Source organism: Zestomonas carbonaria (assembly GCF_904061905.1).
GTDB lineage: Bacteria > Pseudomonadota > Gammaproteobacteria > Pseudomonadales > Pseudomonadaceae > Aquipseudomonas > Aquipseudomonas carbonaria.
Map to the genome: position 1 here is coordinate 63,925 of NZ_CAJFCI010000077.1, position 14,239 is coordinate 78,163.

At 64.2% G+C, this 14,239-nt stretch carries 10 protein-coding genes; all 10 read left to right on the top strand.

The features are described from left to right. Positions 1 to 39: 39 nt before the first annotated feature. The 10 genes from mtnA to PSEWESI4_RS20160 all read left to right on the top strand — a co-directional run bounded on the left by mtnA (position 40) and on the right by PSEWESI4_RS20160 (position 14,231). Positions 40 to 1,116, top strand: a complete 1,077-nt coding sequence (gene mtnA / locus PSEWESI4_RS20115) for an S-methyl-5-thioribose-1-phosphate isomerase (RefSeq protein WP_187673008.1) — start codon at positions 40 to 42, stop codon at positions 1,114 to 1,116. A 266-nt stretch (positions 1,117 to 1,382) separates the two neighbouring features. Then, complete coding sequence (gene gyrA / locus PSEWESI4_RS20120) at positions 1,383 to 4,142, top strand: DNA gyrase subunit A (RefSeq protein WP_187673009.1); 2,760 nt, start codon at positions 1,383 to 1,385, stop codon at positions 4,140 to 4,142. Positions 4,143 to 4,202: 60 nt separating this feature from the next. Beyond that, on the top strand, positions 4,203 to 5,288 hold the full coding sequence (serC, locus tag PSEWESI4_RS20125) for a 3-phosphoserine/phosphohydroxythreonine transaminase (RefSeq protein WP_187673010.1): 1,086 nt from the start codon (positions 4,203 to 4,205) through the stop codon (positions 5,286 to 5,288). Next, positions 5,288 to 6,385, top strand: a complete 1,098-nt coding sequence (gene pheA / locus PSEWESI4_RS20130) for a prephenate dehydratase (protein ID WP_187673011.1) — start codon at positions 5,288 to 5,290, stop codon at positions 6,383 to 6,385. Before serC ends, pheA begins: the two co-directional genes overlap by 1 nt. Positions 6,386 to 6,469: 84 nt before the next feature. After that, the gene (gene hisC / locus PSEWESI4_RS20135; protein ID WP_187673012.1) at positions 6,470 to 7,582 is read left to right on the top strand and encodes a histidinol-phosphate transaminase; all 1,113 of its coding nucleotides are present in this window, start codon (positions 6,470 to 6,472) and stop codon (positions 7,580 to 7,582) included. Then, a complete protein-coding gene (locus tag PSEWESI4_RS20140) occupies positions 7,575 to 9,818 on the top strand; it encodes a bifunctional prephenate dehydrogenase/3-phosphoshikimate 1-carboxyvinyltransferase (RefSeq protein WP_187673013.1) in 2,244 nt (747 codons plus the stop codon). The genes hisC and PSEWESI4_RS20140 overlap by 8 nt, the downstream gene beginning before the upstream one ends. Then, positions 9,818 to 10,507, top strand: coding sequence for a (d)CMP kinase (gene cmk / locus PSEWESI4_RS20145; protein ID WP_187673014.1), 690 nt, complete (start codon positions 9,818 to 9,820; stop codon positions 10,505 to 10,507). Before PSEWESI4_RS20140 ends, cmk begins: the two co-directional genes overlap by 1 nt. A 122-nt stretch (positions 10,508 to 10,629) precedes the next feature. Next, positions 10,630 to 12,309, top strand: a complete 1,680-nt coding sequence (gene rpsA / locus PSEWESI4_RS20150) for a 30S ribosomal protein S1 (RefSeq protein WP_187673015.1) — start codon at positions 10,630 to 10,632, stop codon at positions 12,307 to 12,309. A 213-nt stretch (positions 12,310 to 12,522) separates the two neighbouring features. Then, a complete protein-coding gene (gene ihfB, locus PSEWESI4_RS20155) occupies positions 12,523 to 12,813 on the top strand; it encodes an integration host factor subunit beta (RefSeq protein WP_187673016.1) in 291 nt (96 codons plus the stop codon). Between the two features lie 362 nt (positions 12,814 to 13,175). Then, positions 13,176 to 14,231 (top strand): LPS O-antigen chain length determinant protein WzzB, encoded by a 1,056-nt coding sequence (locus tag PSEWESI4_RS20160; RefSeq protein WP_187673017.1) that lies wholly within the window; start codon positions 13,176 to 13,178, stop codon positions 14,229 to 14,231. Positions 14,232 to 14,239 lie beyond the last annotated feature (8 nt).

Below are 14,239 nucleotides of genomic sequence, written 5' to 3' on the forward strand. Positions count from 1 at the left end.
TATAATCCGCGGCTTTTGTTTCTCAGTGTGGAGTGGGGCATGCGCGAACAATTGTTGGCAGCGGAAAAGGTCAAGGCCATCGATTGGCGCGACGGCAAGCTGCACCTGCTCGACCAGCGCCGGCTGCCGTTCGAGGAAACCTGGCTGGCCTACGACTCCGCGGCGGGTGTCGCCGAGGCGATCCGCACCATGGTCGTGCGTGGCGCGCCGGCGATCGGCATCAGCGCGGCCTACGGGGTGGTGCTCGGCGCCCGGGCGCGCTTGGCGAATGGCGGCGACTGGCGTGCGGCCCTGGAAGAGGATTTCAGCGTGCTGGCCGAGTCGCGGCCCACGGCGGTCAACCTGTTCTGGGCGCTCAATCGCATGCGCGAGCGTCTGGAGCGCCTGAAGGATGGCGAAACGCCGCTGGCGGCGCTGGAGGCCGAGGCGGTGGCCATCCATGAAAGCGACCGCGAGGCCAACCTGACCATGGCCCAGTACGGTGCCGAGCTGATCCGCAAGCACCAGGGCAACCCGCAGAACATCCTCACCCACTGCAATACCGGGGCCCTGGCCACCGGCGGCTTCGGCACCGCGCTGGGGGTGATCCGGGCGGCCTGGCTGAATGGCCTGGTCGAGCGCGTCTATGCCGACGAGACCCGTCCCTGGTTGCAGGGTGCCCGGCTGACCGCCTGGGAGCTGGCCGGCGAGGGCGTGCCGGTGAGCCTGAATGCCGACGCCGCCGCGGCCCATCTGATGAAGACCCAGGGCATCACCTGGGTGATCGTCGGCGCCGACCGCATCACCGCCAACGGCGACGTGGCCAACAAGATCGGCACCTACCAGTTGGCGGTCAGCGCCATGCACCACGGCGTCCGCTTCATGGTGGTGGCGCCCAGTTCGACCATCGACATGAACCTGGAAAGCGGCGACGACATCCCCATCGAGGAACGCGCCGGCAGCGAGCTGCTGGAGGTCGGCGGTCAGCGCGTGGCGGCCGAGGTGCAGGCGGTCAACCCGGTGTTCGACGTCACCCCGGCCGACCTGATCGACGTGATCGTCACCGAGCGCGGCGTGGTCGAGCGTCCCGACACGGCGAAAATGGCCCAGTTGATGTGCCGCAAGCGTCTGCACTGAGCGGGCTTGCCTTGCGATGACCGGCAGTCCGGAGCCGCTGCGGGCAGTTGTTCCCGCATGGCCCCGGAAACGCTGTCCGGGGTAGGTGCCGGGCGGGCTTTGTGTTAATCTCCGGCAGTTCTCAAGGGGCTGCTCGCGCACCTTTGACGCATGGCATAACTCTTTGATTTGTTGTGAGTCGTTGCTGGCCAGTGGCCGGCGGCGGCGCGCTTCGCTCCATTGAAGGATGGCGCGGCGTTTCACTAGAAAAAGGAACCAGGCTTCTCATGGGCGAACTGGCCAAAGAAATTCTCCCGGTCAACATCGAAGACGAACTGCGACAGTCCTATCTCGACTACGCGATGAGCGTGATCGTCGGGCGTGCGCTGCCGGATGCGCGCGACGGCCTGAAGCCGGTGCACCGCCGCGTGCTCTACGCCATGAGCGAGCTGGGCAACGACTGGAACAAGCCCTACAAGAAGTCCGCCCGTGTGGTCGGTGACGTGATCGGTAAGTACCACCCGCACGGCGACACCGCGGTGTACGACACCATCGTGCGCATGGCCCAGCCATTCTCGCTGCGCTACATGCTGGTCGACGGCCAGGGCAACTTCGGTTCGGTGGACGGCGACAACGCCGCGGCCATGCGATACACCGAAGTGCGCATGGCCAAGCTGGCCCACGAGCTGCTGGCCGACCTGGACAAGGAAACCGTCGACTGGGTGCCCAACTACGACGGCACCGAGCAGATCCCGGCGGTCATGCCGACCAAGATCCCCAACCTGCTGGTCAACGGCTCCAGCGGCATCGCCGTGGGCATGGCCACCAACATCCCGCCGCACAACCTGGGCGAAGTGATCGATGGCTGCCTGGCGCTGATCGACAACCCCGAGCTGACCGTCGACGAGCTGATGCAGTACATCCCCGGTCCGGACTTCCCGACCGCCGGCATCATCAACGGTCGCGCCGGCATCATCGAGGCCTATCGCACCGGCCGCGGGCGCATCTATATCCGTGCCCGCGCCGAGATCGAGGACATGGAGAAGGGCGGCAACCGCCAGCAGATCATCATCACCGAGCTGCCCTACCAGTTGAACAAGGCGCGGCTGATCGAGAAGATCGCCGAGCTGGTCAAAGAGAAGAAGATCGAAGGCATCACCGAGCTGCGCGACGAGTCCGACAAGGACGGCATGCGCGTGGTCATCGAGCTGCGCCGTGGCGAAGTCGGCGAGGTCGTGCTCAACAACCTCTACGCGCAGACCCAGTTGCAGAGCGTGTTCGGCATCAACGTGGTGGCGCTGGTCGACGGGCAGCCGAAGATCCTCAACCTCAAGGACATGCTCGAGGTGTTCGTCCGCCACCGTCGCGAAGTGGTGACCCGCCGTACCGTCTACGAGCTGCGCAAGGCCCGCGAGCGCGGCCACATCCTCGAAGGCCAGGCGGTGGCGCTGTCCAACATCGACCCGGTGATCGAGCTGATCAAGACCTCGCCGACCCCGGCCGAGGCCAAGGAACGCCTGATCGCCACCGGCTGGGAGTCCAGCGCCGTGCAGGCGATGGTCGAGCGTGCCGGCGCCGATTCCTGCCGTCCGCAGGACCTCGATCCGCAATACGGCCTGCGCGACGGCAAGTACTACCTGTCGCCGGAGCAGGCCCAGGCCATTCTCGACCTGCGCCTGCACCGCCTGACCGGCCTGGAGCACGAGAAGCTGCTCGCCGAGTACCAGGAAATCCTTGCCCTGATCGGCGAGCTGATCCGTATCCTGACCAGCCCCGAGCGGCTGATGGAAGTCATCCGCGAGGAGCTGGAGAAGGTCAAGGCCGAGTTCGGCGACAAGCGTCGCACCGAGATCGTCGCCTCCCAGGTCGACCTGACCATCGCCGATCTGATCACCGAAGAAGAGCGCGTGGTGACCATCTCCCACGGCGGCTACGCCAAGTCCCAGCCGCTGGCCGCCTACGAGGCCCAGCGCCGCGGCGGCAAGGGCAAGTCGGCGAGCGCGGTGAAGGAAGAGGACTACATCGAGCACCTGCTGGTGGCCAACAGCCATTCCACCCTGCTGCTGTTCTCCAGCAAGGGCAAGGTCTACTGGCTGCGCACTTTCGAGATCCCGGAAGCCTCGCGCACCGCGCGCGGCCGTCCGCTGGTCAACCTGCTGCCGCTGGATGAGGGCGAGCGCATCACCGCGATGCTGCAGATCGATCTGGAAGCCGTGCGCGCCCAGTTCGCCGGCGACGAGGGTGATGACGATGACGTGGTCGCCGAGCAGGCCGCCGAAGTGGTCGAGGCCGACGACGCCGACGAGGGCGACGACTCCGATTTCAGCCAGGACGAGCCGACCGGCGCCTACATCTTCATGGCCACCGCCAAGGGCACCGTGAAGAAGACCCCGCTGATCCAGTTCACCAAGCCGCGCTCCAACGGCCTGATCGCGCTGAAGCTGGAGGAGGGCGACTCGCTGATCGCCGCCGCCATTACCGACGGCTCGAAGGACGTGATGATGTTCTCCGACGCCGGCAAGGTGATCCGCTTCAAGGAAAGCAAGGTGCGCATCATGGGCCGTAACGCCCGTGGCGTGCGCGGCATGCGCCTGGTTGAAGGCCAGCGCATCATCTCCATGCTGATCCCCGAATCCCGCGATGCGCAGATCCTCACCGCCTCCGAGCGCGGCTACGGCAAGCGCTCGCCGCTGGCCGATTACCCGCGCCGCGGCCGTGGCGGCCAGGGCGTGATCGCCATGGTCATCAACGAGCGCAACGGCAAGCTGGTCGGCGCCATCCAGGTGCTGGACGGCGAGGAGATCATGCTGATCTCCGACCAGGGCACCCTGGTCCGCACCCGCGTCGACGAGGTCCGCAGCCTGGGCCGCAACACCCAGGGCGTGATTCTCATCAAGCTGGCCGCCGACGAGACCCTGGTTGGCCTGGAGCGTGTGCAGGAGCCATCCGGCGAGGATGAGGAAGCGCTGGAAGGTGAAGAGGGCGCCGATGGCGAGGCCGTCGACGAGGCGGAAGGCAGCGAAGAGCCGGAAGTCAGCGAAGAGTAAGGTACCGATGGCTCCCGTGTTTTGCGTGGGAGCCATTGCAGAATCGAGAGCGAGATAGACGTGAGCAAGCGAGCCCATAATTTCTGCGCCGGCCCGGCCGCGCTTCCCACCGCAGTCCTCGAGCGTGCCCAGGCGGAAATGCTCGACTGGCAGGGCCGGGGCCTCTCCGTGATGGAGATGAGCCACCGCAGCGACGAGTACGTGGCCATCGCCGAGAAGGCCGAGCAGGACCTGCGCGACCTGCTCAACGTGCCGAACGACTACAAGGTGCTGTTCCTGCAGGGCGGTGCCAGCCAGCAATTCGCCGAGATCCCGCTCAACCTGCTGCCCGAAGATGGCGTCGCCGACTACGTCGATACCGGCATCTGGTCGAAGAAGGCCATCGAGGAAGCGCGCCGCTTCGGTAACGTCAATGTCGCCGCCAGCGCCAAGGCCTACGACTACTTCGCCATTCCCGGCCAGAACGAGTGGCAACTGTCGAAGGATGCCGCCTACCTGCATTACGCCAGCAACGAGACCATCGGTGGCCTGCAGTTCGACTGGACTCCGGAAGTCGGCGACGTGCCGCTGGTGGTGGACATGTCTTCGGACATCCTCTCGCGGCCGATCGATGTGTCGAAGTTCGGCCTGATCTACGCTGGCGCGCAGAAGAACATCGGCCCGAGCGGCCTGGTGGTGGTCATCGTTCGCGAAGACCTGCTCGGCCGCGCCCGCAGCATCTGCCCGACCATGCTCAACTACAAGGTCGCCGCCGACAACGGCTCCATGTACAACACCCCGGCCACCTATTCCTGGTACCTCTCCGGCCTGGTCTTCCAGTGGCTGAAGGAGCAGGGCGGCGTCGAGGCCATGGAGCGGCGCAACCGCGCGAAGAAGGACCTGCTGTACTCCTTCATCGATGCCAGCGATTTCTACACCAACCCGATCCAGCCCAGCGCCCGTTCCTGGATGAACGTGCCCTTCCGCCTGGCCGACGAGAAGCTCGACAAGGCCTTCCTCGTCGGCGCTGACGCCCGTGGCCTGCTCAACCTCAAGGGCCACCGTTCGGTGGGCGGCATGCGCGCCTCCATCTACAACGCCCTGGGCCTGGACGCCATCGAGGCCCTGGTGGCCTACATGGCCGAGTTCGAGAAGGAGCACGGCTGATGAGCGACGCTGACCAGCTCAAGGCTTTGCGCGTACGCATCGACAGCCTCGACGAGAAGATCCTCGAGCTGATCAGCGAGCGCGCCCGCTGTGCCCAGGACGTGGCGCGGGTGAAGATGCAGACCCTGGCCGAAGGCGAGAAGCCGGTGTTCTACCGTCCCGAACGCGAAGCCTGGGTGCTCAAGCACATCATGGAGCGCAACCAGGGTCCGCTGGACAACGAGGAAATGGCCCGGCTGTTCCGCGAGATCATGTCCTCCTGCCTGGCCCTGGAGCAGCCGCTCAAGGTCGCCTATCTCGGCCCGGAGGGCACCTTCACCCAGGCTGCCGCGCTCAAGCACTTCGGCCATGCGGTGATCAGCACGCCGATGGCGGCGATCGACGAGGTGTTTCGCGAGGTGGCCGCGGGCGCGGTGAACTTCGGCGTGGTGCCGGTGGAGAACTCCACCGAGGGCGCGGTCAACCACACCCTGGATAGCTTCCTCGAACACGACATGGTGATCTGCGGCGAGGTGGAGTTGCGAATCCACCATCACCTGCTGGTCGGCGAAACCACCAAGACCGACCGCATCACCCGCATCTATTCCCACGCGCAGTCGCTGGCGCAGTGTCGCAAATGGCTGGACGCACATTACCCGAACGTCGAGCGCGTGGCGGTTTCCAGCAACGCCGACGCCGCCAAGCGGGTGAAGAGCGAGTGGAACAGTGCGGCCATCGCCGGTGATATGGCGGCCAGCCTGTACGGGTTGACCAAGCTGTACGAGAAGATCGAGGACCGCCCGGACAACTCCACGCGCTTCCTGATCATCGGCAGCCAGGAAGTGCCGCCGACCGGCGACGACAAGACCTCGATCATCGTCTCCATGCGCAACAAGCCGGGGGCGCTGCACGAGCTGCTGGTGCCGTTCCACACCAACGGCATCGACCTGACCCGCATTGAGACCCGCCCGTCGCGCAGCGGCAAGTGGACCTACGTGTTCTTCATCGACTTCGTCGGCCACCACAAGGACCCGCTGATCAAGGACGTCCTGGAAAAGATCAACCAGGAAGCCGTGGCGCTGAAGGTGCTGGGTTCCTATCCGAAAGCGGTTCTCTAATGCGGCGGCAAGCTGCAAGCCCCAAGCTGCAAGCGGGTTGGCATGCGGCTTGAGCTTGTGGCTTGAAGCTTGAGGCTTATAGCTATGTCCTGTGATTTCCTCGCCCTGGCCCAGCCGGGCGTACAGAAACTGTCGCCCTACGTGCCGGGCAAGCCGGTGGATGAACTGGCCCGTGAGCTGAATCTCGATCCGGCCGGTATCGTCAAGCTGGCCAGCAACGAGAACCCGCTGGGCCCCAGCCCGAAGGCGCTGGAAGCCATCCGTGGCGAGCTGGCCGAGCTGACCCGCTATCCGGATGGCAACGGCTTCGAGCTCAAGCGCAGGCTGGCCGAACGCTGCGGCGTGAGCACCGCCCAGGTGACCCTCGGCAACGGTTCCAACGATATCCTCGAGCTGGTCGCGCGGGCCTACCTGGCGCCGGGCCTGAACGCGGTGTTCAGCGAGCACGCCTTTGCCGTCTACCCGATCGTCACCCAGGCGGTCGGCGCCCAAGGCAAGGTGGTACCGGCCAGGGATTACGGTCACGACCTCGAGGCCATGCTCGCCGCGATCGACGAGCAAACCCGCGTGGTGTTCGTCGCCAACCCCAACAACCCGACCGGCACCTGGTTCGGCCCGCAGACCCTGGCCGATTTCCTCGCCCGGGTGCCGGAGCGCGTGCTGGTGGTCCTCGATGAGGCCTACATCGAATACGCTGAGGGCGACGAGCTGCCGGACGGCCTCGACTACCTGGCGCAGTACCCGAACCTGCTGGTCTCCCGTACCTTCTCCAAGGCCTATGGCCTGGCCGGGCTGCGGGTCGGCTACGGGCTTTCCTCGGTGCAGGTCGCCGATGTGCTCAACCGCGTGCGCCAGCCGTTCAACGTCAACAGCCTGGCCCTGGCGGCCGCCTGCGCGGCGCTGGACGACGCCGAGTACCTGGCCGAGAGCCGCCGCGTCAACGATGCCGGCATGCTCCAACTGGAAGAAGGCTTCCGTGGCTTGGGGCTGAAGTGGATTCCCAGCAAGGGCAACTTCATTGCGGTCGATTTCGGTCGCGACGCGGCGCCGATCAACCAGGCGTTGTTGCAGGCCGGGGTGATCGTGCGCCCGGTGGCCGGCTACGGCATGCCGACCTTCCTGCGCGTATCCATCGGCACCCAGGCTGAAAACGCCCGCTTCCTCGAAGTGTTGAGGCAGGTGCTGGCTCGTGGCTGAAGTCAGCAGCCGGCAAGTGGCCGCCCCTGTCCTGGGCCGCCTTGTGGTGGTCGGCCTGGGCCTGATTGGCGGTTCCTTCGCCAAGGGGCTGCGTGAGAAGGGCCTGTTTCGCGAGGTCGTCGGCGTCGACCTAGACCCGGAGTCGCGTCGCCTGGCGGTGGAGCTGGGGGTGGTGGACCGCTGCGAGACCGACCTGGCCGCTGCCTGCCAGGGGGGGGACGTCATCCAGTTGGCGGTACCGATCCTCGCCATGGAGAAGCTGCTGGCCGAGCTGGCCGGGCTCGACTTGGGTGACGCGCTGCTCACCGATGTCGGCAGCGCCAAGGGCAACGTGGTGCGCGCCGCCCGTGAGGCTTTCGGCGGGATGCCGGCGCGCTTCGTGCCTGGCCATCCGATCGCCGGCTCCGAGCAGAGCGGGGTAGAGGCGGCCAAGGCCACGCTGTTCCGCCGCCACAAGGTGATCCTGACGCCACTGGAGAACACCGATCCGGCGGCGCTGGCCTGCATCGACCGGCTGTGGCGAGCGCTGGGCGCCGATGTGGAACACATGGAGGTCGAGCACCACGACGAGGTGCTGGCGGCCACCAGCCACTTGCCGCACCTGCTGGCCTTCGGACTGGTCGACTCGCTGGCCAAGCGCAGCGAGAACCTGGAAATCTTCCGCTACGCTGCTGGCGGCTTCCGCGACTTCACGCGGATCGCCGGTAGCGACCCGGTGATGTGGCACGACATCTTCCTTGCCAACCGCCGGGCGGTGTTGCGCACCTTGGACGCTTTTCGCGACGATCTCGACGCCCTGCGCGGCGCGATCGACGCTGGGGACGGGCATCAACTGCTCGGCGTGTTCACTCGCGCCCGCTTCGCCCGTGAGCATTTCAGCAAAATCCTGGCCCGCAGGGCCTATGTGGACGCCATGCACTCGAACGACCTGATCTACCTCGCCAATCCTGGTGGCTCCCTCTCCGGCCGCATCCGCGTGCCCGGCGACAAATCCATCTCGCACCGCTCGATCATGCTCGGCTCCCTGGCCGAAGGCACCACCCAGGTGGAAGGCTTCCTCGAGGGCGAGGACGCCCTGGCGACCCTGCAGGCATTCCGCGACATGGGCGTGGTCATCGAAGGCCCGCACCATGGCAAGGTGACCATCCACGGCGTCGGCCTGCATGGCCTCAAGGCGCCGCCCGGACCGCTCTACCTGGGCAACTCCGGCACCTCGATGCGCCTGCTCAGCGGCCTGCTCGCCGCGCAGCCGTTCGACACCACCCTGACCGGCGACGCTTCGCTGTCCAAGCGACCGATGAACCGCGTGGCCAAGCCGCTGCGCGAGATGGGCGCGGTGATCGAGACCGGCCCGGAAGGCCGTCCTCCGCTGACCATCCGCGGCGGCCAGCTCCTGACCGGCATGCGCTATGAGATGCCGATGGCCAGCGCCCAGGTGAAGTCCTGTCTGCTGCTCGCCGGCCTGTATGCCGCTGGTGAAACCACGGTGATCGAGCCGGCACCGACCCGTGACCACACCGAGCGGATGCTGCGTGGCTTCGGCTACCCGGTCACGGTGGAAGGCAATACTGCGAGCGTGGAGTCCGGTCATAAGCTGACCGCTACTCACATCGAGGTGCCGGCGGACATCTCCTCGGCGGCCTTCTTCCTGGTCGCGGCGAGCATCGCCGAAGGCTCCGATCTGCTGCTCGAACACGTCGGAGTGAACCCGACCCGCACCGGGGTGATCGATATCCTCAAGCTGATGGGCGCCGATATCAGCCTGGAAAACCAGCGTGAAGTGGGCGGTGAGCCGGTGGCTGACATCCGCGTGCGTTCGTCCGCGCTGAAGGGCATCGACATCCCGGAAGACCTGGTGCCCCTGGCCATCGACGAGTTCCCGGTGCTGTTCGTCGCCGCCGCCTGCGCCGAAGGCCGCACCGTGCTGCGCGGGGCCGAAGAGCTGCGGGTCAAGGAATCCGACCGTATCCAGGTGATGGCCGACGGCCTGGTTGCCCTGGGCGTCAAGGCCGAGCCGACTCCGGACGGCATCATCATCGAGGGCGGCCCGATCGGTGGGGGCGAGGTGTGGAGCCATGGCGACCACCGCATCGCCATGTCCTTCAGCGTGGCGTCCCTGCGGGCCGGCGCGCCGATCCGCATCCACGACTGCGCCAACGTCGCGACGTCCTTCCCGAACTTCATCGGCCTGGCCAACCAGGTTGGTATCCGCGTCAGCGTAGAGGGTGAAAAGTGATGAATACCCAGACTCCCGTCATCGCCATCGACGGACCCAGCGGTTCCGGTAAAGGCACCGTTGCTGGGCTGCTGGCGAAACGGCTGGGCTGGAACCTGCTCGACTCGGGCGCTCTGTACCGCCTGCTGGCGTTCGCCGCGCGCAACCACGGCGTGGACCTCACCAATGAAGAGGCGATGAAGGTGCTGGCCGCTCATCTGGACGTGCAGTTCGTCGCCGCCGGTGCCGGCGAGCCGCAGCGCATCATCCTCGAAGGCGAGGAGGTCACCGACGCGATCCGCAACGAGCAGATCGGCGCGGGTGCTTCGCAGGTCGCGGCCCTGGCGGCGGTGCGCGAGGCGCTGTTGCAGCGCCAGCGCGCCTTCCTGGAGGCTCCGGGGCTGGTGGCCGACGGTCGAGACATGGGAACCGTGGTGTTTCCCGAGGCGCCGCTGAAGATATTCCTGACCGCCAGCGCCGAGGAACGGGCACGTCGTCGCTACCTGCAGTTGAAGGCAAAGGGGCAGGATGTTAATCTTGCGAGTCTGCTAGACGAGATTCGAGAGCGCGATGAGCGCGACATGCAACGCGCGGTCGCCCCACTCAAGCCAGCTCCTGACGCCGTCCAGCTGGATTCCACCGAGCTCTCCATCGAGCAGGTGCTGGAACGCATCATGAGCGAAGTCGCCGACCGCGACCTAGCCGGATGACCAGGGAGGTATACGGGATGCCAGTCGAAGCCCGTTGCCTCCTTTGTACTTAAACGACCCCACATTGGACTGGAATGTGGAAGATGGGCGGATGTTCGCCCTAGATCAATTCAGGAATCAACATGAGCGAAAGCTTTGCAGAACTTTTTGAAGAAAGCCTCAAGTCCCTCGACATGCAGCCGGGTGCCATCATCACTGGCACCGTGGTCGACATCGATGGCGACTGGGTTACTGTCCACGCCGGCCTGAAGTCGGAAGGCGTCATCCCGCTCGAGCAGTTCTACAACGAACAAGGCGAGCTGACCATCAAGGTCGGTGACGAAGTCCACGTTGCGCTGGACGCCGTGGAAGATGGCTTTGGTGAAACCAAGCTGTCCCGCGAGAAGGCCAAGCGCGCGGAATCCTGGATTGTTCTGGAAGCTGCTTTCGCTGCCGAAGAAGTTGTCAAGGGCGTTATCAATGGCAAGGTCAAGGGTGGTTTCACCGTCGACCTGAGTGGCATCCGCGCGTTCCTGCCGGGCTCCCTGGTCGATGTGCGTCCGGTTCGCGACACCACTCACCTGGAAGGCAAAGAGCTCGAGTTCAAGGTCATCAAGCTCGACCAGAAGCGCAACAACGTTGTCGTTTCCCGCCGCAGCGTCCTGGAAGCCGAGAACAGCGCCGAGCGTGAAGCCCTGCTGGAATCCCTGCAGGAAGGCCAACAGGTCAAGGGTATCGTCAAGAACCTCACCGATTACGGCGCATTCGTCGACCTGGGCGGCGTGGATGGCCTGCTGCACATCACCGACATGGCCTGGAAGCGCATCAAGCATCCGTCCGAGATCGTCAACGTCGGCGACGAGATCGAAGTCAAGGTCCTCAAGTACGACCGCGAGCGCAACCGCGTCTCCCTGGGTCTGAAGCAACTGGGCGAAGATCCGTGGGTCGCCATCAAGGCCCGTTACCCGGAAAGCACCCGTGTCACCGCCCGCGTCACCAACCTCACCGACTACGGCTGCTTCGCCGAGCTGGAAGAGGGTGTGGAAGGCCTGGTGCACGTCTCCGAAATGGACTGGACCAACAAGAACATCCACCCGTCGAAGGTCGTTCAGGTCGGCGACGAAGTGGAAGTCATGGTTCTGGACATCGACGAAGAGCGTCGTCGTATCTCCCTGGGTATCAAGCAGTGCAAGACCAACCCGTGGGAAGACTTCTCCAGCCACTTCAACAAGGGCGACCGCATCTCCGGCACCATCAAGTCGATCACCGACTTCGGTATCTTCATTGGTCTGGACGGCGGCATCGACGGTCTGGTTCACCTGTCCGACATCTCCTGGAACGAGCCGGGTGAAGAAGCCGTTCGCCGCTTCAAGAAGGGCGACGAGCTGGAAACCGTCATCCTCTCCGTCGACCCGGAGCGTGAGCGCATCTCCCTGGGCATCAAGCAACTGGAAGACGATCCGTTCTCCAGCTACGTGTCCCTGAACGACAAGGGCTCCGTGGTGCGTGGCACCGTCAAGGAAGTCGACGCCAAGGGTGCCATCGTGACCCTGGGCAACGATGTCGAAGCCGTGCTGAAAGCCTCCGAAATCAGCCGCGACCGCGTCGAAGATGCGCGTAACGTGCTGAAAGTCGGCGACGAAGTCGAAGCCAAGATCATCAGCGTCGACCGCAAGTCCCGCGTGATCAATCTCTCCGTCAAGTCGAAAGACGTCGAGGACGAGAAAGACGCCATGCAGCACCTGCGCAAGCAGGAGGTCGAAAGCACTGGTCCGACCACCATCGGTGATCTGATCCGTGCCCAGATGGAGAACCAGGGCTGATCCCTGACTCCCTCTGACCAGAAAGGGCGGCCCTCGAGCCGCCCTTTTTGTTTTCCGGGTTGTGCGAGTGCGTGGTTGGCAGGGTTGTCTCGGTCCTGGACGAATTTGCAGGCGGTCGCATGCATCCGCAATGCTTCGGGCTGTTCAAAGCCATCCGGTCATGCTAAAACCCTTCAAGAGCTGATCTAGCCGCTTGAAATAGAAGGGAAAACCATGACCAAGTCGGAGTTGATCGAACGCATTGTCACCCATCAGGGGCAGTTATCTGCCAAGGATGTCGAGTTGGCCATCAAAACGATGCTTGAGCAGATGTCTCAGGCATTGGCCACGGGTGATCGTATCGAGATCCGTGGTTTTGGCAGCTTTTCCCTTCACTACCGTGCGCCACGGGTCGGCCGCAATCCGAAAACCGGCGAGTCCGTCCGCCTGGACGGGAAGTATGTGCCGCACTTCAAGCCGGGCAAGGAGCTGCGGGATCGGGTCAACGACGAGCTGGAGTCTTGAGTGGCCCTTGCCGGGGTGTTTGCGCTGAGGGCCTGACTCCGAGGCATGGCTCGTTGATGTGTGTTTTACCATCCTCCGGCGGAACTGCCGTTCTCCTAGGAGGGTCTGTATGGGGCCGTGAATTTAGAGATAGGCTCCATGCATTACCTGTCTTTGCCTGCTTTACGTGGTATGCCTGATGCTTGCGCTTCCAGGGCATGCTACCTGCCTTGTTCTATACATTCCTGATGTCTTGCTTCAGTCAAGACTTGTAATCTCGATGTTATTCGGCACAATTCGGCAACTTTTTGCACAGTTCGTGGCGCAGGCTGCGAGAGGTCCGGATGGGCCGCCGACCAAAAACAACAGATGGACCACCCGTGATGGATGAACTGCAAACAAGCCGTGCAGGCGCAACTGATGAAATCGACCTGGTAGAGCTTGTACGGGGCCTGTGGGGGCAGAAATGGCTGATCCTGCTGGTGACTCTGCTGGTAGCGTCGGGCGCTGCCGCCTATGCCTTCCTCAGCAAGCCGGTCTACGAAGCGCGAGTTGCCGTCCTGCCGCCCCCATTGAGCAAGGTCGCGGGCTTTAACCTGGGACGTACCAAGGAGGCCGGGCTTGAGCCTTTCAAGGTCCAGGATGTCTACGCCGTGTTCACCCGCAACCTGCAATCCGACGAAACCCGTCGCAGCTTTTTCGAGCAGGTCTATCTTGCCGCCTTGGATGAAGATGAGCGCTCTCTGGCACGCGATCGTTTGTATGAGAAGTTTGGCAAGAAGCTGAGCATCAAGGCGCTGGACAAGGCTCAGCCTGATCGCTACCAGTTGATCGTCGAGCACCATGACCCTGTGTTGGCGGCCGACTGGGCGCGCCGTTATATCGATGACGCCGTCCGGCGTTCCCTGGATGAGATGCTGGAAAACGCCCAGCGCGAGATCGAGGTCAAGGCGCGTGATGTCGAAAAGCAGATCAAATCCCTGCGTGAAACCGCAAAGGTTCGTCGTGAAGACCGCATAGTGCGCCTTCGTGAGGCGCTGAGGGTGGCTGAGGCCGTTGGCCTGGAAGATGCCCCCGGCATCAGTAGCGGACAGGTTACCGAGCAACTGTCGGCGATCATGGATGGCAGCCTGATGTACATGCGCGGTAGCCGTGCCTTGAAGGCAGAGATCCAGACGCTGGAGGCGCGGCAGTCGGATGATGCTTTTATTCCCGCCCTGCGTAACCTGGAAGAACGATACGAGCTCTATAGCGATCTACAGATCGATCCGGAGCGGGTGGCGGTATTTCGCCTGGATGGTACGATCGAGACACCGGACGCTCCCGTGAAGCCGAAAAAGACGTTGATTCTGGCAATCGGACTGGTACTGGGCGGCATGCTCGGAGTCTTCATTGCCCTGATCCGCCTGCTGCTGAAAAAGCGCGGGATCGAGGAGTGAACTCGCTC